The sequence below is a fragment of the Pseudomonas brassicacearum genome (genome assembly GCF_003732175.1).
Classification (GTDB): domain Bacteria; phylum Pseudomonadota; class Gammaproteobacteria; order Pseudomonadales; family Pseudomonadaceae; genus Aquipseudomonas; species Aquipseudomonas brassicacearum_G.
Genome location: NZ_MOBI01000004.1, coordinates 175,935 through 197,620, shown reverse-complemented (window position 1 = coordinate 197,620; position 21,686 = coordinate 175,935). Strand labels below are relative to the sequence as shown.

Below are 21,686 nucleotides of genomic sequence, written 5' to 3'. Positions count from 1 at the left end.
CCGCATGTCTCGCTGCAAGGCCGTAATAATCAACATGCTGACAGCGTTCACCGCCCTGGTGCTGCTGGCCGGCTGCTCGTCGATTTCGCCGTATTCCACCGTCACCAAGCTCAACCTCAAGCTGACCGCCAGCGATCAGGTCAACCCGGACCTGAATGGCCGACCATCGCCGATTGTCGTGCGGTTGATTGAGCTCAAACACCCAGTGGCCTTCGAAAACGCTGACTTCTTCAGCCTGTACGAGCGCGCCAAGGAATCCTTGTCGCCAGACCTGGTGGCCAGCGAGGAGCTGGAATTGCGCCCAGGTGAAACCGTCGAATTCAAGCTTAGCGTCGAAAGCGGCAGCCGCTACGTCGGCGTGCTCGCGGCGTATCGCGACCTGCGTGAAACCCAATGGCGCTACGTGGTTCCAGTCACCCCGGCCGATCTGACCGTGGCCGAGCTGACCCTTGATCAGACCGGCATCCATGACAAAAACCAAAAGCTCGCCAAGGCGGATGACTGAACATGAACGTGCATAAAGTCATTTGGCAGGAAGGCATGTTGCTGCGCCCGCAGCACTTCCAGCACAACGATCGCTACTACGACAACCAGATGAAAACCCGCACCCAGCTGCTGGGCAGTTACACCTGGGGCTTTCTGGGGCTCGAGATCGACTTGCAGTTCCTCAACATGGGCAAACTGGTAATCAGCCAGGCCTCGGGGATTCTCCCGGACGGCAGCCTGTTCGAACTCGGTGGCAACACCGAACCGCTGGCCCTCGACGTTCCGCCGAACACCGGCAACACGCCGATCTACCTGGCCTTGCCGCTGGTGACCGGTAACCACATCGAGTCCCGTCGTCCGGAGCAATCCGACGTGCTGGCGCGTTACACCGCGTACGAAGCGGAAGTCGCCGACTCCAATGCCGGCGACGATTCCAGCAGCCAGGTCAGCTGTGCGCGCCCGGACTTCCGCTTGTTGCTCGGCGAGCAGCAGAGTGACCAGGCTTACGTGAAGCTGAAGATCTGCGAAGTCCTCGACACCACGCCCGACGGCGTGATCAGCCTCGACCCGGATTTCGTCCCGACCTTCATTCACGCGCATGCGTCCGGCTACCTGCTGTCGTGCCTCAAAGAAGTCATCAGCATGCTCGGCCACCGTGGCGACACGATTGCCGACCGGATTCGCTCCAACGGCAAGGTCGGCGGCGCGGAAGTCGGCGACTTCATGATGTTGCAACTGATCAACCGCACCGAACTGGTCCTGCGCCATTACCTGGGCCTGGAACAGGTTCACCCGGAAGAGTTGTACCGCACGCTGCTGACGATGCTCGGCGATCTGTCGACCTTTGCCAGCGACAGCAAGCGCCCGCGTCTGGACAGCCGCTATCAGCACAGCGACCAGGGCGCGAGCTTTCGCAAACTGATGGAAGCGATTCGTCAGGTGCTGTCGATGGTGCTTGAACAGCATGCCATCGAACTGGTGCTGCAAGCCCGTCAATACGGGATCACCGTGTCGCCGCTGCACGACCATAAACTGCTGGGCACGGCGTCGTTCGTGCTGGCGGCCAGTGCCAACTGCGACTCCGAAGAGCTGCGGCATCGCCTGCCGGCGCACCTCAAGGTCGGTCCGGTGGAGCGCATCCGCCAGCTGGTCAACCTGCACCTGCCGGGCATCAAGGTCAAACCCTTGCCGGTGGCACCGCGGCAGATCCCGTTCCACTCGAACAAAACCTATTTCATCCTCGAACTCAGTTCCGAAGACCTGGCACAACTGGAGCGCTCCGGCGGCTTCGCGTTCCACGTGTCCGGCGAATTCGCCGAGCTTGAACTGAAATTCTGGGCCATCAGGAACTGACCGATATGATCAAGGAAATGGATCACAACCAGGACGACAAAACTGTCCTGCTCGATCGCCAGGGCCATGGCCCGGCACAGAGCCCTTTGACCGATTTCGCGGCACCCCCGCGTTTCGAGCAACTGGAAGAACGGATGATCTACGCCGCGCGCCTGCGTCCGGCGGAAGCATTCAACATCAGCCTCAATTCGCTGGTGGCCGCGTCGTCCGACCTGCTGTCGGAAGTGGTGCGGCTCAAGCACAGCGACACCCGCGAAGACATGCACGCGCTCAACGAGCGGCTGACGGCTGGGCTGAAACTCTTTGAAGTCCGTGCGCTGCACAACGGCGCCGAGAGCAGCCAGGTGATGGCTGCGCGTTACGTGCTCTGCACCGTGGTCGACGAGGCGGTGGTCACCACCCCGTGGGGCAACGAAAGCGAGTGGTCGCAGATGAGCCTGCTCAGCAGCTTCCACAACGAGACCTTTGGCGGCGAGAAATTCTTCCAGCTGCTCGATCGTCTGTCGAAGAACCCGGTCAAACACCTGCCGATGCTGGAACTGATGTACCTGTGCCTGTCGCTCGGTTTCGAGGGCAAGTACCGGGTGCAGGCGCGTGGCATGCTTGAACTCGACGGCATTCGCGATGCGCTCTATCGGCAGATTCGCCAGCTGCGCGGCGACGTGCCGCGTGAACTGTCGCCACACTGGGAAGGCCTCAACGACAAGCGTCGCAGCCTGGTGCGTATCGTGCCGTGGTGGATGGTGGCGCTGTTTACGCTGGTGTGCCTGGTGGTGATGTATTCGGGTTTTGCCTGGGTGCTCGGCGAGCAGCGCGACACTGTTCTGCAACCTTATCAGCCGCTTGATCCAGCCGCAGTTCAGCCGCTGTCGAAGCCGTAAAACAGGGACGTGTGATGAAAAAGTTTTTCAAGAAAGTCGGCGCGTTCTTGCGCAAGACCTGGGTCTGGACCCTGCTGCTGGTGCTGTTCGTCGCGCTGCTGGTGTGGTTCGTCGGACCGCTGCTGGCTGTCAACGATTACAAATTCTGGGAAGGCTCGACCTCGCGCCTGCTGACCATCAGCGTGCTGTTCCTGATCTGGGGCCTGACCATGGTCTTCGTCAGCTGGCGCGCCGGTGTGCGCAAAAAAGCCGTCGAAGAAACCGAAGACGGCCAGGACCGTATTCGCCGCGAAGAGCTGATCGACGAGGAACAAAAGGAGCTGCGTGCGCGTTTCAAAGACGCACTGCGCACCTTGAAAACCTCCAGCCTGTATCGCGGCCGCAGCGAACGCTGGCGCAACGATCTGCCGTGGTACCTGCTGATCGGTCCACAGGGCAGCGGCAAAACCAGCCTGCTGGACTTCTCGGGTCTTGAGTTTCCGATCAACAAGATCGACCGCAAACTCACCCGCGACACCATCGGCACCCGCCATTGCGACTGGTACTTTGCCGACCACGGCGTCCTGATCGACACCGCCGGGCGTTACCTGACCCAGCCGGACGTGGATGTCGACGGCAGCGCCTGGACCACCTTGCTCGACTTGCTGCGCAAGCGTCGTCGCAACCGTCCGTTGAACGGCGTGCTGGTGACCATTCCAGTTGAATTGCTGCTCAGTGGCACCGAGCAAGACCTCGACACCCTGGCGCGTCAGGTGCGTGCGCGCCTGCAAGACGTGCATCAAAAACTGCACGTCGACCTGCCGATCTATCTGGTGCTGAGCAAGGCCGACCAGTTGTTGGGCTTCGACGAGTTCTTCGATCAGCTGACCCGCGAAGAAAGCGATCAGGTGCTCGGCACCAGCTTCCGCAAAGAGCAAAGTGGCACCGACGTGACCGTGCTGCGCGCAGAGTTCGAAGAGCTGCTGCGTCGCCTCAACAGCCAAGTGATCATGCGCATGCACCAGGAGCGCGACACCCAGCGCCGTGGTCGCATTCTCGACTTCCCGCATCAACTGGGGCAGATCGGCGAGCGTCTGTGCCTGTTTGTCGACATGGCGTTCACCGGCAACCGCTACCAGCGTGTCAGCCAGTTGCGCGGTTTCTACCTGACCAGCGCGCCGCACCTGAAACAACAGATGGACCAGAGCACCGCCGGCATCGGCGCCAGCCTGGGCATCGACAGCGGCGTGTTGCCGACCTTGCGCAGCGGTCGTTCGCGGTTCATCCACCACGTGCTCAGCCGGGTGATTTTCCCCGAGGCCGATCTGGCCGGTCTGGACAAGCGCGAGCGCAGCCGTATCCATTGGGGTCAGCGTGCGTTGTACATGGGTGCATTGGCGGCGCTGGGGCTGTTCGGTTTGCTCTGGGCTACCGGTTTCTCCGCCAACTACGAACGCCTGGAACACCTGCGTTCGCTGGCGCAAACCTGGACCCAGCAGCGCTCGGCGCTGACCGCTCGCGATGATGCGATGGGCGTGCTTAAAACTCTCGATACTAGCTATGAGGCGACCAAGGTCTTCCCGCCTAAAGGCGATGTGTCGATGTTCGAGCGCGGTGGTCTGTATCAGGGGCAAGAGAGCAACCCGGTGGTCAAGAGCGCGTATCAGCGTGAACTTGAAACCCAGTTGCTGCCACGCGTTGCGCAACTGCTTGAAGGGCAGATTCGCAGCAACATGGGCGACCGCGATCGCCTGCTCAACAGCCTGCGTGCCTACCTGATGCTGAACATGAAGGACCGTCGCGATCCGGCGTGGCTGAAAGATTGGGTAGCTCAGGACTGGTCCGTGCGTTACGCCGGCAACACCGCGGTGCAGAACGGTCTGAACGGGCACTTCGAACGCCTGCTCAAGCAGCCGTTTATCTACCCGCTCAACGATGCATTGGTTGCCCAGGCGCGTCAGGTTCTGCGCAGCGAATCCCTGGCCACCGTGGTCTACCGGATGCTGCGCGAGCAGGCCCGCAACCTGCCGGAATACCGCTTCAGCCAACACCTCGGTCCGCAGGGCGCGCTGTTCGTCGGCACCGACTACGCGATCCCGGGGTTCTACACCCAACAGGGTTATCAGCAGTACTTCTCGGTCCAGGGCTCGGCACTGGTCACCGATATCCTGCGTGACAACTGGGTGCTGGGCGAAGGTTCGGGCATGAGCGGCATGGACTTGCGCCGCCTGATGGTCGAACTGGAGCAGCTGTATTTCCGCGACTACGCCAACTTCTGGAGCGAAGCGGTCGGCCAGGTGGCATTGCAGCCGATCAACAGCGCCGGTGAAGGCGCCGAACAATTGGCCGGGCTGACGTCCGCCAATTCGCCGATCCTGCAGATGCTGGTGGAAGTGCGCGAGAACACCCGCTTCCCGGCCGCCGTCGACAACACTGAAGATGCGACGGATGCGGCTGAAAAACTGCTCGCCAAGAAGGGCGGCGCGCTGGGCAAGGTCGCCGCAGCCGCGGCAGGCAAGGCGGGCGATGCATTGGCCACCAAGAACCTGCCGGACACCGCGAAGAAGTCCCTGCAACGGCGCTTCGAACCGCTGCACCGTTTGCTCGATGACAACAACGGCCCGGCTGCCGACCTGACCCCGGCGCTGCAAGCGCTGAACGACCTGCAACTGCAACTGTCCAGCCTGGCGCGTGCCAGTGCCCCGGATCAGGCCGCGTTCGAAATGGCCAAGACCCGCATGAGCGGCCAGCGCGATGCGCTGAGCAACTTGCGCAACGCCTCGGGTCGCCTGCCGCGCCCGATCAGCGTGTGGTTCAACGTACTGGCCGAAGACACCTGGCGTCTGGTGCTCAACGATTCTTACCAGTACCTCAACCAGCGCTACCAGAGCGAGCTGTACAGCTTCTATGGCAAGGCGATCAACAAGCGTTACCCGTTCAACGCCCACAGCACCAGCGACGTTGCGATCAGCGACTTCCGCGAGTTCTTCAAGACGCAGGGCATCGCCGATCGCTTCTTCGACACCTACATGCGTCCGTTCGTCAGCGGCGATCCGGGCAACTACCGCCTGCGCAGCATTGACGGTCACAGCCTGCCGATGTCCAAGGTCTACCTCGACCAGATGGCTGCGGCACAAGTGATCCGCCAAAGCTTCTTTGCCGAAAACCCGGCCGAGCCGCAAGTGCAGTTCAAACTGGAGCCGTACACCCTCGACCCGGCTGTCAGCCGTTCCGAGTTCCGCTTTGGCGACAAGACCATGGAATACCGCCATGGCCCAATCGTGCCGGTGGCCTTCAAATGGCCAACCGACGCGGAAGACGGTCGCACCAGCCTGGTCCTCGAAAAAATGGCCGGCCGGCCGATCGGCATCGAGAAAAACACCGGTCCATGGTCGCTGTTCCGTCTGTTCGATTTGATGCAGACCGAATACCTGACCGGTCGCGACGTGCTGGTGCTCAAGGCTGATGTGGGTGGCCTGCGCGCCAACTACCTGCTGATGAGCCAGCGCACGCCGAACCCGTTCGACATGGGCGTGTTGCGCACCTTCCGTATGCCGGTGCAGCTCTGATGCTGGTTGCCAGCCCCTGGCGTAGCGCGGCGCGTACCGATCCGGGCAAGGTTCGGGCGCGCAACGAAGATGCTTTCCTCGACAGCCCGGAGCATGGCCTGTGGGTGGTCGCGGACGGTATGGGCGGTCATCAGGGTGGCGACATCGCCAGCCAGTTGATCGTCGCCAGCCTGGCGGAATTGCCCGTCGAAGACAGCTTCGACGAGCGGCTCAAAGGCGTGCGCCAGTGCTTGCACTGGCTCAACCGCCGCTTGGGCCAGGAATTGACCGTCACTGCCGGGCGCCATGACAGCATCATGGGCAGCACGGTGGTGGCGTTGTTGGTGGACGGTAATCGCGCGGCCTGCATCTGGGCCGGCGACAGCCGTTGTTACCTGTGGCGTGGGCAGCGCTTGTATCAGCTGTCCAAGGACCATTCGCTGATGCAACAACTGATCGACGAACAACAGATGAGCGTCGAGCAAGCCCGGGCTCATCCGGCCGCCAGCGCCTTGACCCGTGCGGTCGGGGCCAGCGAGCAATTGACCCTGGACGTGCTCGAACTCGAGGTTTATCCCGGTGACGCGTTTCTGCTGTGCAGCGACGGTTTGTACCAAGGCTTGAGCAGCGACGCGCTGGGCAACGCCTTGAGCCTGACCGCGCCGCATGTGGCGCTGGAACGCTTGTTCGACGGCGCGTTGCGCGGTTCGGCGCGGGACAACCTGACTGCCGTGGTGATCCGCCAATGAGTGAGCTCAAACCTGTGCTCGACGAACTACTGGTCAGCGACATCGATGCCGCCAACCTGACCTACTTTGCCTTCGCCAAATCCCATGCGGTGCCGCGTGCCGTGGCACCGACCCGGGCCAGCGTTGGCGCGTTGCCGGACGTGCTGGCGGGGCGTTACCGCATCGAGCGTTTGCTCGGTGCCGGTGGCATGGGCGCGGTGTATCGCGCACGGGACCTGCTGCACGAACAGTTCGGTGACCCCGACCCGTATATAGCGCTGAAAATCCTCAGCGAAGAATTTGCCGAATCGCCGGACGCCAGCGCCTTGCTCTACAGCGAGTTCGCCCTGACCCGGCGCCTGCGCCACTTGAACGTAGTGCGTTTGCACACCTTTGAAGTGGACACCGAGTGCCAGCGCGCCTTCATCACCATGGAACTGATGCGCGGGCTGACGCTGGACAAACTGCTTTGCGAACGGCCTCTGGGCCTGCCGTGGCGAGAATTGCGTGACATCGCGCTGCCGCTGCTCGACGCGTTGGCGTATGCCCACGGTCGCGGCGTGCTGCACGGTGATTTGAAACCGAGCAACGTGATGCTCAGCGAGGAGGGCGTGCGCTTGTTCGACTTCGGCCTCGGCCAGGCCGAGGAGGGCGTATTGCCCGGCCTGCCGCATTTGAGCCGCAGCCGTTTCAACGCCTGGACCCCGGGCTACGCCGCGCCGGAACTGCTGGAAGGTGCACCGCTGACCGCCAGCGCCGACCTCTTCGCAGTGGCCTGCGTGATCTATGAATTGGCGGGCGGCAAACACCCGTTCCGCCGCTTGCCGTCGACCGAGGCCCGCGACGGCGACCTCGAACGCGAGCTGCATGCACCGAGAAATCTACCGAAACACTGCTGGCCGGCGCTGCGAACGGCGCTGGCTTTCGATGCGGCGCACCGCACCGTGACTGCCGCCCAGCTGCATGACACATTGGCGCGTGCCGCCATGGGCGCCACTTCGTCCTGGCTGCAACGTCTGCGCAGCAGGCGCAACGGATGACTACCGAACAGGGAGCAAGCAATGTTCAACCCTTCTAACGAAACCCATTTCAGCCTGACCGTGGCTGACTTCCAGGGTGACCTGCAAGTACTGTCGTTCACTGGCACCGAAGGCATCAGCCAGACCTTTCGTTTCGACCTGGAACTGGTCAGCGAAAACCCCGATCTGGACCTCGAAACGCTGCTGCATAAGCAGGCATTCCTCGCGTTCGATCCCAAAGGCAGTGGCATTCACGGCCAAATTTATCGCGTTGCCCAAGGCGATGCCGGCAAGCGCCTGACCCGCTACAAAGTGTCGCTGGTGCCGCAACTCGAATACCTGCGCCACCGCACCAACCAGCGCATCTACCAGCAGATGTCGGCACCGAAAATCATCGCGCTGATCCTCGAAGAACACGGCATCAAGGGCAACGCCTACAGCTTCCAGCTGAGCCAGCCGTGCCCGGATCGCGACTACTGCGTGCAGTACGACGAAACCGACCTGCATTTCGTCCAGCGGCTGTGCGAGGAGGAGGGCATTCACTACCACTTCCAGCACGACACCAAGGGCCACACACTGGTGTTCGGCGATGACCAGACCGTGTTCCCGAAACTCGGCCAGCCCACCGCCTACGTGCAGGGCAGCGGCATGGTCGCCGACGAGCCGGTGATCAAGGGCTTCACCCTGCGTCTGGAAACCCGCACCAACCGCACCACGCGCCGCGACTACGATTTTGAAAAGCCGCGCCTGCAACTGGAGTCGGCCTACAAACCCGACGGTAAAAGTGACGAGCCGGACCTGGAAGACTACGACTACCCGGGCCGTTTCACCGAGCGCGCCCGCGGCAAGTTCCTCAGCCAGCGGGCGCTGGAACGCCACCGCGCCGACTACCGGCAAGCCGAAGGCCATGGCGACCAGACCACCCTGGTCAGCGGCCACTTCCTGGAGATCTCCGACCACCCGCGCACCGAGTGGAACGACCTCTGGCTGCTGACCGAAGTCATCCACGAAGGCAAGCAGCCGCAAGTCCTCGAAGAGTCGGTGACCAGCGACACCACCGCCAACAAGGACGACTTCCACCAGGGCTACCGCAACCGCTTCCTCGCCACCCCATGGGACGTGTTCTACCGCCCGGCGTTGCTACACCCCAAACCCTGCGTGCTCGGCAGCCAGACCGCCCAAGTCACCGGCCCCAAAGGTGAAGAAATCCACTGCGACCAATACGGCCGCGTCAAAGTGCAATTCCACTGGGACCGCGAAGGCCTGGCCGACGACAAAACCAGCTGCTGGCTGCGCGTCTCCAGCAGCTGGGCCGGCGACCGCTACGGCGCCATCGCCATCCCGCGCATCGGCATGGAAGTGCTCGTCACCTTCCTCGAAGGCGACCCCGACCAACCGCTGGTGACCGGCTGCCTGTACCACAAGGAAAACCAGGTGCCGTACGCCTTGCCGGCAAACAAAACCCGCAGCGTCTTCAAAACTCTCAGCTCCCCCGGTGGTGGCGGCTTCAACGAACTGCGCATCGAAGACAAAAAAGGCGCCGAACAAATCTTCATCCACGCCCAGCGCGACTGGGATGAAAACATCGAACACGACCAAAAAATCCGCGTCGGCAACGAACGCCACGACACCGTCGAAAAAAACACCTACACCGAACTCAAAGCCGAAGAACACCGCACCACCATTGCCGACCGCAAAGTCGAAACGCGGATGGACGACCACCTGACCATCGGCCAGAACCAACACATCAAACTCGGCACCGCCCAACTCACCAGCGTCGGAAGAGAAATCCACATCAAGGCCGGCGCCAAAATCGTCATCGAGGCGGACTCGGAACTGACGATCAAGGGCGGCGGCAGCTTCATCAAGCTGGATGCGGGTGGGGTGACGGTGGTTGGGCCTGTTGTGAAGATTAATGCTGGTGGCTCGGCGGGGAGCGGGACGGGGATCGGGATTAAACCGCCGGTGCTGCCGGGGGCGGCGGATAAGGATAAGGCGGGGAGTTTGATGGATCAGGCGTTGGGGAATGCGCCGCCTGAGAAGGTTAAACCGAAGGCTTTTTTTGTGTTTTCTGAGTGATGGACATGAATGTTTTTTTGAAGAAAAGAATCTTTTTCGTAGCGTTAATCGGCTCATCCGTACTGAGCCTGTTTCACGGCAGCGCTTATGCGGATGAATGCCCATCTGAGGACTTCGCCCAGTTCCTGCCAGCGTTCTCAGCGAACGCAGAAACTCAGCAGCGCCTGACTACAATGACAGTTAAATCGCTGGTCTTGAAGCCTGTGGGAGCGCGCGGTGATTTCGAGCCGCAGACGACAGGAGTCAATAATTCCACGTTGGCATTTCCACTGATGGCGCCCGTAGCCTCAGACAAGACCGAGGGTGTCGAAGTCGAAGAGGTCGACGCCAGTCACATCAACGTTGTGGATAAACGTGGAGGTAACAGCAACATCAAAATCTTCAACTTTTCTCGCCAGGCATGCTGGGTGTTGGAGGGAGTTGAGGATTGGTCGGTCAGCGAGAAAGACCTTGTTGTGGCGAGTACTCAGACCATGAGTACTGCGGAGAATTTTTGCTATCAGCGTGCAGAAGCATTCGGCGGATTGGGGGGGCTGGAGCAATACCGGCTGACTGGAGAGTTTTTTGAAGCGTCGTTGGAAAACTATGTGTGTGCGGCAGCTTCCGGTGATCCACAGGCAAGTTTGAATGCTGCGAGCTTGAGCCTTTCCGGCATGGCTCCGCGTTTGGAGACGGAGAAGGTCGAGATGCTGTTTAGGGCAGCAGCAACCACCCTCGCCGATGGTGCAGCCTCACTTTCAACGTTTTACTGTTACGGGAATAATCCTGTGCCTGAAGGTTCTTGCCAACATCCTGAACTAGCGGAAAAGGAGCTCATTCGCGCCGCATCAATGGGCTCTGCCGATGCCCTGAACTACTTGGGCTACTCATTTGAAGATGGGGTGCTTGTTACTAAAGACATGTCGAGAGCACTGGCGTGTTATCGCCTCGCGGCGGACAAGGGCAACGATACCGCTGTCAGGAACCTGAAACGATTGAACACGCAAAACGTTGACGCCACCAAAGCCAGTTATTGCTATTGAATTGCAGGAAGCAGAAATGACTGAACCACTTGATTTAAGACGCCCCTACATGAATAACGGTTACGTTTACATGATGGGAGGTGACGGTCAGAAAACGAACTCGGCGGGAAAAAAAGAGATTGATTGTTCTCATATGGTGAACCTGTTGCTCACTGGCGCGGGTTACCAGATTCCATATGAAGAAACAAAGACAATGGAAAACTCAGACTATTACACTGAGGTGATGCCCGAAGATGTTAAAGAGGGTGATATTGCTCTTTGGATCAACATACTCCCGCTCAAGGGAAGCAACAAACCTCTTTTTCATACTGGCATTGTCATGGAGTTTAACTCCAAGTCCGGGGCCGGGAAGATATTCGGTGCGCAAACTACAAATGGGCCATCTGAGGCGTATTTTGGTAATAAGCCGCCGGCGTACTACTGGCCTGTTCCAACAAAATTCTTAAGGGCGAACGAAAAATATAGAACAGGTGCAACTCCTGCTCCCGCAGCGGCTTCGACACCTGAGCCGATTAGTTCGGCGCGAATCATGAACTTTCAGTACCCCATTCGGAAGCTGGATGGGAGCCAGTATGAAAGCTCAGATGAGGTTTATCAAGTTCTTGAAAAAGAGGTGTCTGGAAACTACTTGTTGGGAGGGCATAATTTTTGGCATGGTGGTATTCATATAAGCGAACTTAGTGCGCCTCAGTGTATAGGTGACCAGCCTGTGCGCTGTATCGCTGACGGAGTTGTGGTTGCATATCGGCTGAATGAAAATTACGTAAAGTCTGAATTTGAACAGGGTGAATCCAAGACGGGCCTAAACTATTCGAGTTCATTTTGCTTGGTGAGACATGACTATAAGGCGGCAGGAAAGCCTAACGAAAAAGGTGATGTGATATCAGAGAATGTAATGACGTTTTTTAGTCTTTACATGCACTTGTTGCCTTTTGCAAACTATCCTTCGGAGGCAAAAGTTGAAAGGCTAAGGCCGGTATATTGGCAGGGTAAAGTTAGGGCTAAGGTCGCTGCGAAAGGTCTACAGCTACGTAATCCTCCTGAGTCTAAAGTCAATGGTGCGAAAGCAGGGGATGCAATCAGTGTCAATATGGTTTTATGCACCTCCAGTGTTATTGAGTTTGATAGCGAAAAAGTTCTAAATTTGTATGTAAAGAACAAGCTTCTGAAGATGGCCGAGTGTACGTTTGTTCCGAGTACCTCGTCGGTTCCTACAGGCTTGAAAAAAGGTGGCGCAATTCCACCCACCTTCTGGGCTTGCGTGGAAAATGTCGAACCCAATCATTTTGTTGATTGGGAGCCTGTTACACCCACAAATTTTGATAATGTGGTGCTTACGAACATACCAATTAAAGCGGGAGATCCGATCGGCTACCTTGGTTTGAATGAAGTGCTTGCCGGGCCCGCCGGCGGAAAGTCAAGTAAGCATCAGGTTCATCTGGAAGTTTTCAGTAGCGATGACATTGCAGGTCTTATAAAAAATCCGAAGGGGTTGGTGAGTGGGAATCAGCATCTTGTACTGGATGTCGGTACTGATCTATATAAAAAGTCTGAGGTAGAAGGCAAGGTGTCTTTTTCTCCAAAACAATCACCTCTTACAGAAAAAATCATTGTTCCTGTAAGCAAGGCGAAAGTTTCAAAAGATTCAAGTGGGAAAGAGTGGTTTGGATTATCGATTAAAAGCGAGTCGCTTGCATTGGATGGCTTCTTGAAAAAGGAAGGTGCCACTATCCTTTGTCAACATGATTGGGAAAAGCTCGGGTTCAATGTTGTTAAGGAAAATAACGAAAGCTCTGATGGGTTCTTAGATGTCGACGCGATGCCAGAGTTTTTTAAGAAGCTCTATTCTGAACTAGACAGCAAAGGAAATGGCGATGGTAACCTCACTGTAGAAGAGTTACAGGCGGCACTTCGAGATCCAGATCTACGTAGTCGCTGGACTAAACTTGTCGCCTATCACCCTACGGAATGGCAGGCAAAAACATCTGAGCCGAAGTGGGCTCGACTGAAGGAGCTTCTTGTAGAGACTCCCGCAGTACTGAAGCACGAGCAAGAAAGGATAGATAAACTTGTCTTCTGGGACGAAATGGCAGGGGCTATGCAGGTCGCATTGCCAAATTCTATTTACCACTTCCACCCAATAGCATTTATCGATAACTTGAAGAAAATCCATGTTCTAACTCTTGAGGAGGCCCGAATTCGTGCTTTCTTGAGAATGCTGAAGATTGGCGAAGGGACCACTGGCTTAGAAGGGTATGAGCATCTTTTTGGGGGAGAATCTTTTATTAAAGACTATGGGAAAACGTTTGTAGATCACCCACGTCTTCCGATGAACAAAACGGTGAAAAAAACTGGCAAGGTGATTAGTTCAACCGCCGCTGGTGCATATCAGGTTATGCAGTATGTGTGGGATGATGATTATGTTGTTAAGCTAAGACAGAAATATGGTATTACGGATTTTACACCTGCAATGCAAGATAGATATTGCGTTTTGGTTCTGAAATATCGTAGAGAAGCGCTGCCTGAAATTATGCGTGGAGATATTAAGGCCGCCATTAAAAAATGCAATAGGGAATGGGCGAGTTTACCAGGTTCTCCTTATGATCAGCCTACTGTAAAGCTGGAGGATGTGGTTGCTGAATATAATAATATGGTAAGCCAGGAGTTAGCTGGTGAAAGTGATTTGCCTATGAAAATAGGTTTTATTGCCGATCTGATGGAGTGAATTGTAATGCTTGTACTTAGAAAAAATATTGCTTGTTTGACCCTGTTTTTTTGCTTGCCGGCAATGGCTGCTTCCTCTTCCGATACAGCTTCCTACACAAAGACCGATGTTTTGGATTGTGAGGGCACCAAAATCGAATTGGTGTCGAATTGTCAGAGAGATACGGTAGATGTTTCGCAAGATCATGCCGGTCTCCCGGTATGTACCGATCAGATAATTAAAATAAATGGCAAAGAAAATCGTCGTAAAATTGAAAAACTGTCTCAGCTTACGACCTCAGGGAAGAATGTGAAAGTTCTATCGAACGTGGTTGTTTCGATGGCCTGTATTAAAGGTAGTAAAGGGAACTTGGTTTTTATCGGTGGTTATGGTGGCTGTGGTATATGTCCAGAGTGGCGCGGTTACTATTCGATGGATGGCAAGTTGGTTAATTATGTTTATAGTGATTCATTTCGTTCTTTTGGGTCTCTTGGTTCTCGTGAGGATCTAATTAATAAGTATGGTGTAAAAAAACGAGACTTAGTGGATGGAAGTTATCTTGAGCAAAAAGTTATATACGCTAATCCTTAGTGTTTGCGTGAAATCATAAAGGGATGGATTTATTTAAACGGCCGCTTCCATTAGTGGGATGCTGTAATCAGTAGATAAATCCGTCACTTTTTTCTTTTTTGATATTTAGGGGAGGGTCAGAGTGAAAGGACTCTCAGCGTTATTTGGCAGCTTCCTCGCCATCTCAACATCACAGTGTTTCGCCGCCGACCTGAAGTTCGAGGACTTCAAGGTTGCCGAGGTGTTTTCCGGGCAGAACCATGCGTTGTTGCCGGTTGAAAACAGCAGCCCGCTTTGGGATGAGTACCGGGCGCAGGCCATTACACGCAAGGTCAACTTGCCGGGCACTACATCGTGCACACCATGGATTGTGGTGGTGGGACTGTCTGCGGTGAGGTGCTGGATGCTCGCACAGGCGCGGTGGTCGCGATCCTGCCGAATGCCTACTACATGGCTGGAGAAAAGGGCGGCTATTTCCATATGACCTTCAAGCCCGACAGCAACCTGATTAAGGTTTCTGGGGTTACCGCTGACACCGAAGTGGATTTTAGCGGTGAACCGCTACCCAGCGGTGATCGAGTCCGCTATTACGAGTTTACGAACAACGACTTTCGTTTGTTGAAGGTCGAGGATTCCTGATCGTTGGCGACTTAGGATTTCAAGGGGTTCGGACGTTGAACAAGGATGATATGGATGGGCCGCTTTATCAGGTTTTTCATGGCGACGGTGGCTGGGATTCTCTTGTGTGTGCCCGTAGCGTCTGCGGCTGACGGCGGTTGTTACGGCTATCTCACCGAGATGGTTCGCAGCAGTGATTTCCCGTTTCGCTATGTGACTAAGGACAGGGTCAATCTGCTGATCGATGAAGATGACGGTGAGATGGTTCGGGCTCAGTTGTTCTACGACACCGATGGCACGGGGACCATTGGTTGGGTCGAGTACAACGTGACCACGCACGTACTGCGCAATACCTCGGCGGAGCTTGAGGAGCCGGTGGCGTTGACCTTTGATGCTGCGTTTGCGAAAGGTTATGCGCAGTGTGTGGCTAAGGGCGCTGGTGCGTAGCGTTTGTTGACGTGATTTCGTGGCATCAGGAAAAGGGGACAAATTGTCCCCTTTTCCAATTCAGGTTTCAGCCCTACGTTTTAACCCGATACTCCACCGGATTCGGCGGATCGAGGTTGTCCATGGCGCGGTCGATCAGCAGTTGGGCGCCTTCGGCCATGCGGTAGATGGCGAGGGCGACGTTGCGGCGGGAGCCTTCGATTTCGAAGGCCAGGTCGCCGGCGATGGCTTTGATGGAGGCGATGTCTTCGGAGGCGTTGGCCAGGAGGCTGTCGGTGTCGACGTCTGGGGCGACGATGAAGAGTTGGCCTTTGCGGGCGTCGGCCAGGTGGATTTTGGGTGGGGGCGTGCCCAGGTGGTGGTCGAGGGCGCGTTCGGCGGCTTCGTGGAGTTTTTTCGAATCGAGGGATTCGTAGGGGGAAGTTGCTGGGTCTTCTGGTGGATTTGGTGTTGGTTTGATCATTGGATTAGTACCGATATTAGGAGCTAACACCATTTCGCTCGCACTTCGAATGAGGTGGCAGCTGTGTATAGGTGTGCAAGACCGGAATCGGCAAACCGGCAGACCCGAAGGCCTCCCACACACAGCCGCCATAACAATTCGCGAGCATAAGAAAACACTCGATGAATAGCCATAACCGATTGTGTGCCGATACCGGACTTGCACGTCCGTGTCACCGTTTTTTGGTGACAGGGTGAGACTAGCCCTGACTCGCAGGCCCGGATAGTTACCGAACACCGCTACAACTTGAAGGAAATGTCCGAGGATGGGGGGCTGTGGAGATCGTTCCCACGCTCCGGCGTGGGAATGCATCCTGTGACGCTCTGCGTCACTTCACGAAGCGGACGCGGAGCGTCCATGGCGGCATTCCTTTGCTGCGCGTGGGAACGATCAGTGGGGGGATGTGGTGGGCTTTGAGAAGTGTGACTTGGTGGTCATCGTGCTTAAAAAGCGCTTCATCTTCTGCTAACGCTGCGCAACGGTGGCGTTCTGGTGTTAAGCCGCTACACTGCGCCAGCGTTCATTTTTCTTTTGGGGCTTGAGCATGAAATTTCGTTTTCTTCTCTGGGTGATGGGCTTGCTGATGCGCAAGGCCAGTCGGACCAATCCGGCGTTTCAGCAGCAGTTGGGTGATAAAGAGTTGGTGTTCCAGTTGCAGACGCTGGACGGCAAGGTGGCGCGGCACTTTGTGGTGAAGGATCAGCGCATTAGCAGCAAGGCTGGGGTGTATGCCGAGCCGGCGTTTGCGATTGCCTTTAAAGATGCGGCTTATGGCTTTGCGACGATGCAGGCGAAGAACAAGCAGTTGGCGTTCATGACCGGGATTCAGGACAAGTCGATTCAGATCAAGGGCAACCCGGCGCTGGTGATGTGGTTCCAGGGGTTGACCAAGTATTTGAAGCCTAGGAAGGCTAAGCCTAAGGCGTGAGGTTGGCGGTGTTGGGTCGGGTGCTGTGACGCGGAGCGTCACGGGATGCATTCCCACGCAGAGCGTGGGAACGATCAGGGGCTGAGCGGCGTACGGTCGGTAGACCGAGGTGGATTCATCGCGAGCAAGCTCGCTCCCACAGGAATCACCTCAATCCTGTGGGAGCGTGGCTTGCCCGCGATGCTCTTATTAAGGCTGGGTGAACTGCGAGGCGAGTTCGCGCAGCAGGACTTCGGCTTCGAGGACTTTACTGACGACGTCGTTGGCCTTGTCGCGGGTCAGGCCGAGGCGGTCGAGCAGGACGTCGGGGATTTCTTCGTCGGGGCCGGAGCCGATGCCACGGCTGCGCAGCAGGCGCACGGCCAGGCAGACGAGGTTCGGGTATTCGGCGTAGTCGCCGTCGTAGCTCGGGTCGTGCTGGAAGCGCAGCGCGGTGGACAGTTCATCCGGCATGTCCCAGTAGCGCATCAGCCACGCGCCGATCTGTTCGCGGCTGATGCCCAGCAGGTGTTGCTCGACAAAGCTGTGGCACAGGTGCGGGTTGACCTCCAGGTGGCGGCAGATCAGCGAGAAGTGCGGCGGGAAGACGTGGGCCAGCAGCAAGTAGCCAAAGTTGTGCAGCAGGCCGGCGAGGTAGGTCAGGCCGGCTTCCGGGCGCTGGGCGCGCGGCATGGCGCGGGTCAGGCCTTCGATGACGGCGGCGGTGTAGATCGATTGGTGCCAGTACGGCGTGGTGTGTTGCGGGTGGTCCTTGGGCAGGCTCAGGGTTTTACCCAGGGCCAGGCCCAGCGCCAGGTTGATCACCAGATCGAAACCCAGCACGCGGACGATCGCGTCTTCTACTGAACGAATCTTGCCCGGCGACGCGTAGTACGGCGACGCCGCCCAGCTCACCACTTGCGCGGCCAGCGCCGGGTCGGTTTCGACGACGCCGGTGATGTCGTCGATGGTGGCGTTGGGGTCGACCCGCAGCTTGATGATTTTTTGTGCCGTTTCAGCCAGCGGCGGAATCTCGATGGTCGCTTCCAGGCGTTGCTGAATGCGGCGCGCGGTGAAGGCCTGCACCGCTTGGGTGATTTCCTCGCGGTCATCGTCGGGGCGGTCGAGGTTCGGGCGAATGCTGCTCAGGGCTTCGCCGAAGTTCGCGGCGCTGGCCTTGGTCAGCATGCTCTTGAAGTCTTCGCTGGTGATTTCCAGCAGCACGCCTGTCTCACCGGAGTTGATCAGCAACAGTGGTTCGCGCAGCAGGCTTTCTTCGTACAGGCACGGCGAGCTGGTGAGCGCCGGCAGGCCGGGCAAAAAGCTCAGGTTGTGTTTGCCGAGCATGCGCTCCAGGCGTTCGGTCGGCACGGCCGTGAGCCGGCGGCCGGTGAGTTCGGCGAGACGGTTGAGGTCCAGCAACTGGCTCTGCGGAAACAGCACCATGAGCGCGCCGACAGCGTCGTCGAGTAACACCGCTTGTACTTTGCGAGCGGGGTTGAGGCCCGGGCGATCGAGCACTTCGGTGTAGCGGATGCCCAGCTTGCCGAGCAGCATCCGGATAACAGACGGGGCGTGCGGGGCTTCGGGTGCGAAGGCAACTTCGGTCATGGTGTGTGTCCGTTTTCAAACAATTGCAGGAGTATAACCAGCTTGTTTAAAACCATCGCCCAGAAACTGAGACACTGCTCACACTTGGCCGTATTGCTGCCCATGGCGTAGCCAGCGGTCGAGCAACGGGCTGACGTGATGCGGCCAACGCTCCAGCAATGCCTGGGCCGCGTCGCGCACGGCCGGCAGCAGGTCGGCGTCGCGCATCAGGTCGGCGACCTTGAATTGCAGCAGGCCGGTCTGGCGGGTGCCGAGCATTTCGCCGGGGCCGCGCAGTTCGAGGTCTTTCTCGGCGATCACAAAACCGTCGTTGGTTTCACGCATGATACCGAGGCGTTGTCGGCCGATCTGCGACAGCGGCGGATGGTAGAGCAGCACGCAGTGACTGGCGGCGCTGCCCCGGCCGACTCGACCGCGTAACTGGTGCAGTTGCGCCAGGCCGAGGCGTTCCGGGTTTTCGATGATCATCAGGCTGGCGTTGGGCACGTCGACACCGACTTCGATCACCGTGGTCGCCACCAGCAACTGCAACGCGCCGGCCTTGAACTGGGCCATGACGGCGGCTTTCTCGGCGGGTTTCATGCGCCCGTGAATCAGGCCGACCTTCAGCTCGCCGAGGGCGGCGGTGAGGTCTTCATAGGTGGTTTCGGCGGCCTGGCAGGTGAGCTCTTCCGACTCTTCGATCAGCGTGCACACCCAATACGCCTGCCGCCCTTCGGCGCACGCGGCGCGCACTCGTTCGATGACTTCAACCCGGCGCGTGTCGGTGACCAGCACGGTGTTGACCGGGGTTCGACCGGGCGGCAGTTCGTCGAGAATCGAGGTGTCGAGGTCGGCGTAGGCGCTCATCGCCAACGTGCGCGGAATCGGCGTGGCGGTCATGATCAACTGGTGCGGGCACATCCGCCCGCCAACGCCTTTCTGCCGCAGCGCCAGCCGTTGCTGCACACCGAAGCGGTGTTGTTCGTCGATGATCACCAGCGCGAGGTTCTTGAACTGCACTTCATCCTGGAACAAGGCGTGGGTGCCGACCACCATCGGCGTGCCGCTGGCGATTTGCTCCAGTGCGGCGACGCGGTTCTTACCCTTGAGCTTGCCGGCCAGCCAGGCGACTTCCAGGCCCAGCGGTTCGAGCCAGCGCTTGAAGGTGATGAAGTGCTGTTCGGCGAGGATCTCGGTGGGCGCCATCAGCGCGACTTGATAACCGGCTTCCAGCGCTTGCAAGGCGGCGAGGGCGGCGACCACGGTTTTACCGGCGCCGACGTCGCCCTGAATCAGCCGCAGCATCGGCTCGTGCTGGCTCATGTCGTAGGCGATTTCATTGCCCACCCGTTGCTGCGCGCCGGTCGGCGGGAAGCCGAGGTTGGCCAGGTATTGGGCCGGCAGCCGGATGGCTTTGGGCATGGCCGGCGCCCGCAGCGCGCGCATGCTTTCACGCAGCCGTTGTTGCGACAGCTGATGGGTCAGCAGTTCTTCAAAGGCCAGACGGTGTTGCGCCCAGTGATGACCGAGGGCGAGTTCGTCGACATCCGCGTCCGCTGGCGGGTGATGCAGGTAGCGGATCGCATCGGCCAGCGGCGCCAGTTGGTAGTCCCGCGCCAGTTCTTGCGGCAGCCAGTCAGGCAGGCTGCTGGGGCCGAGCAAGGTCAGGGTTTGCATGCACAGTTGGCGCAGACGCTGTTGGGTCAGGCCTTCGGTGAGCGGGTAGACCGGCGTCAGGGTTTCATCCACCGGCGGCGGTTCGTCGCCGGTGATGGCACGGTATTCCGGGTGGTAGATTTCCAGCCCTGACGCGCCGGGCCGGGCCTCGCCGTAGCAACGCACGCGGGTGCCGCGTTTCAGGCCTTCCTTTTGCGCATTGCTGAAATGGTAGAAGCGCAGACTGAGCCCGCCGGTACCGTCCTGCAGGCGCACGACCAGGCTGCGGCGCCGGCCCATGACCACGTCGGCGCCGCTGACGGTGCCTTCGATCACCGCGTCCTGACCCGGCCGTAAGTGGCCGATTGGCACCACTCGGGTGCGATCCTGATAACGCAGCGGCAGGTGGAACAGTACGTCCTGAAGGTTTTCCAGGCCGACCTTGGCGAGTTTTTCGGCCATGGCTTCGCCGACACCCTTGAGTGCCGTGACCGACACCTGCGACAGCTCAGCCATTGCTACTGCTTACCCCGCAACCGCTGGCGGCTTGGCCACCGAGCACAGGCGGATCGAGTCGGCGAGGATTTCAATCGCTTTCGGCCGCGGGAAGCTGGCGCGCCAGGCGATGGCCACGGTGCGGAACGGTACTGGCGGCGACAGTGGGCGCACTTCGAGCACGCCGGGCGAGTAGTGGTGACTGTCGACGGCCGAGAGCGGCAGGATCGAGATGCCCAGGCCGGAGGCGACCATGTGCCGAATGGTTTCCAGCGAGCTGGATTCGACTGTGGTGTGCTTGGCGCCGTCGTTGCCTTTGGCCAGGGTCGGGCAGGCTTCGAGCACCTGATCGCGGAAGCAGTGGCCTTCGCCGAGCAGCAGCAGGCTCTTGTCGTTGAGCAGGCTGGCGTCGATGGATTCTTTTTCGGTCCACGGGTGCTGGGCCGGCATCAGGACGTAGAACGGCTCGTCGTAGAGTTGCAGGGTCAGCACGTCGGCTTCATTGAATGGCAGGGCGATGATGATCGCGTCCAGTTCGCCATTGCGCAGTTTGTCGCGCAGTACGTGGGTGAAGTTTTCTTCGATGTACAACGGCATCTGCGGGGCGACCCGGTGCAGTTGTGGAATCAAATGCGGGAACAGGTACGGGCCGACGGTGTAGATCGCGCCGACTTTCAGCGGGGCGGTCAGCTGGTTTTTGCCGGCCTGGGCCAGTTCGCGAATACCTTGGGCCTGTTCGAGGACTTTCTGGGCCTGGGCGACGATGCCTTCGCCCACCGGGGTCAGGCGCACCGCGCTTTTGCTGCGCTCGAAAATCAGCACACCGAGTTCGTCTTCAAGTTTTTTCACGCCCACCGACAGCGTCGGCTGGCTGACGTGGCAACGCTCGGCCGCGTGACCGAAATGCTGCTCTTGGGCGAGGGTAACGATGTAGCGTAATTCTGTGAGGGTCATAGCGGGCGTCCATGAAGATGCGGCCAAGCATACCGGCTGCAATCGATAGACGCACGTTATCAGACAGAGGGCGGAGAGCGACACTGGGCAATGCATGTTTGGCGCTGGCAGGTATGCAAAAGGCACCTTTCGGTGCCTTTCTGGT

At 58.5% G+C, this 21,686-nt stretch carries 17 protein-coding genes; 13 read left to right on the top strand and 4 right to left on the bottom strand.

Annotation, left to right across the window (positions count from 1 at the left end):
• Positions 1–4: 4 nt before the first annotated feature.
• The 12 genes from tssJ (at position 5) to BK658_RS03740 (ending at position 15,434) form a co-directional block, all read left to right on the top strand.
• A complete protein-coding gene (tssJ, locus tag BK658_RS03795; protein ID WP_123581116.1) occupies positions 5–505 on the top strand; it encodes a type VI secretion system lipoprotein TssJ in 501 nt (166 codons plus the stop codon).
• A 2-nt stretch (positions 506–507) separates the two neighbouring features.
• A complete protein-coding gene (gene tssK, locus BK658_RS03790) occupies positions 508–1,839 on the top strand; it encodes a type VI secretion system baseplate subunit TssK (RefSeq protein ID WP_123581115.1) in 1,332 nt (443 codons plus the stop codon).
• A 5-nt stretch (positions 1,840–1,844) separates the two neighbouring features.
• A complete protein-coding gene (icmH, locus tag BK658_RS03785; RefSeq protein ID WP_123581114.1) occupies positions 1,845–2,720 on the top strand; it encodes a type IVB secretion system protein IcmH/DotU in 876 nt (291 codons plus the stop codon).
• A gap of 14 nt (positions 2,721–2,734) precedes the next feature.
• Positions 2,735–6,268, top strand: a complete 3,534-nt coding sequence (tssM, locus tag BK658_RS03780; protein ID WP_123581113.1) for a type VI secretion system membrane subunit TssM — start codon at positions 2,735–2,737, stop codon at positions 6,266–6,268.
• On the top strand, positions 6,268–6,996 hold the full coding sequence (locus BK658_RS03775) for a PP2C family protein-serine/threonine phosphatase (protein WP_123581112.1): 729 nt from the start codon (positions 6,268–6,270) through the stop codon (positions 6,994–6,996). Before tssM ends, BK658_RS03775 begins: the two co-directional genes overlap by 1 nt.
• Complete coding sequence (locus tag BK658_RS03770) at positions 6,993–8,015, top strand: serine/threonine-protein kinase (RefSeq protein WP_123581111.1); 1,023 nt, start codon at positions 6,993–6,995, stop codon at positions 8,013–8,015. The genes BK658_RS03775 and BK658_RS03770 overlap by 4 nt, the downstream gene beginning before the upstream one ends.
• 21 nt (positions 8,016–8,036) lie before the next feature.
• A complete protein-coding gene (locus tag BK658_RS03765; RefSeq protein WP_123581110.1) occupies positions 8,037–10,073 on the top strand; it encodes a type VI secretion system Vgr family protein in 2,037 nt (678 codons plus the stop codon).
• Between the two features lie 5 nt (positions 10,074–10,078).
• Complete coding sequence (locus BK658_RS03760) at positions 10,079–11,095, top strand: tetratricopeptide repeat protein (RefSeq protein WP_123581162.1); 1,017 nt, start codon at positions 10,079–10,081, stop codon at positions 11,093–11,095.
• 16 nt (positions 11,096–11,111) lie between these two features.
• Positions 11,112–13,820, top strand: coding sequence for a glycoside hydrolase family 24 protein (locus tag BK658_RS03755; RefSeq protein ID WP_123581109.1), 2,709 nt, complete (start codon positions 11,112–11,114; stop codon positions 13,818–13,820).
• 6 nt (positions 13,821–13,826) lie between these two features.
• The gene (locus BK658_RS03750; protein WP_259740044.1) at positions 13,827–14,390 is read left to right on the top strand and encodes a hypothetical protein; all 564 of its coding nucleotides are present in this window, start codon (positions 13,827–13,829) and stop codon (positions 14,388–14,390) included.
• Between the two features lie 333 nt (positions 14,391–14,723).
• Positions 14,724–15,008, top strand: a complete 285-nt coding sequence (locus tag BK658_RS30255) for a hypothetical protein (RefSeq protein ID WP_259740043.1) — start codon at positions 14,724–14,726, stop codon at positions 15,006–15,008.
• Positions 15,009–15,062: 54 nt separating this feature from the next.
• On the top strand, positions 15,063–15,434 hold the full coding sequence (locus BK658_RS03740) for a hypothetical protein (RefSeq protein WP_123581108.1): 372 nt from the start codon (positions 15,063–15,065) through the stop codon (positions 15,432–15,434).
• Positions 15,435–15,507: 73 nt separating this feature from the next.
• On the opposite strand, the gene BK658_RS03735 is transcribed toward BK658_RS03740, so the two are convergent.
• Entirely contained in the window at positions 15,508–15,897 is a 390-nt protein-coding gene (locus BK658_RS03735; protein WP_123581107.1) for a DUF6124 family protein, read from the bottom strand.
• A 583-nt stretch (positions 15,898–16,480) separates the two neighbouring features.
• Here BK658_RS03735 and BK658_RS03730 point away from each other — a divergent pair.
• Positions 16,481–16,864 carry an SCP2 sterol-binding domain-containing protein gene (locus BK658_RS03730; protein WP_123581106.1) on the top strand — a complete coding sequence of 128 codons (384 nt, stop codon included), beginning with the start codon at positions 16,481–16,483 and terminating at the stop codon, positions 16,862–16,864.
• Positions 16,865–17,053: 189 nt separating this feature from the next.
• Here the strand turns inward: BK658_RS03730 and BK658_RS03725 are convergent, their stop codons facing one another.
• The 3 genes from BK658_RS03725 to BK658_RS03715 form a co-directional block, all read right to left on the bottom strand.
• Complete coding sequence (locus BK658_RS03725; RefSeq protein ID WP_123581105.1) at positions 17,054–18,454, bottom strand: aminoacyl-tRNA deacylase and HDOD domain-containing protein; 1,401 nt, start codon at positions 18,452–18,454, stop codon at positions 17,054–17,056.
• A 78-nt stretch (positions 18,455–18,532) separates the two neighbouring features.
• Positions 18,533–20,608 (bottom strand): ATP-dependent DNA helicase RecG, encoded by a 2,076-nt coding sequence (gene recG / locus BK658_RS03720; protein WP_123581104.1) that lies wholly within the window; start codon positions 20,606–20,608, stop codon positions 18,533–18,535.
• Between the two features lie 9 nt (positions 20,609–20,617).
• On the bottom strand, positions 20,618–21,541 hold the full coding sequence (locus tag BK658_RS03715; protein ID WP_054594658.1) for a hydrogen peroxide-inducible genes activator: 924 nt from the start codon (positions 21,539–21,541) through the stop codon (positions 20,618–20,620).
• Positions 21,542–21,686: the final 145 nt, after the last annotated feature.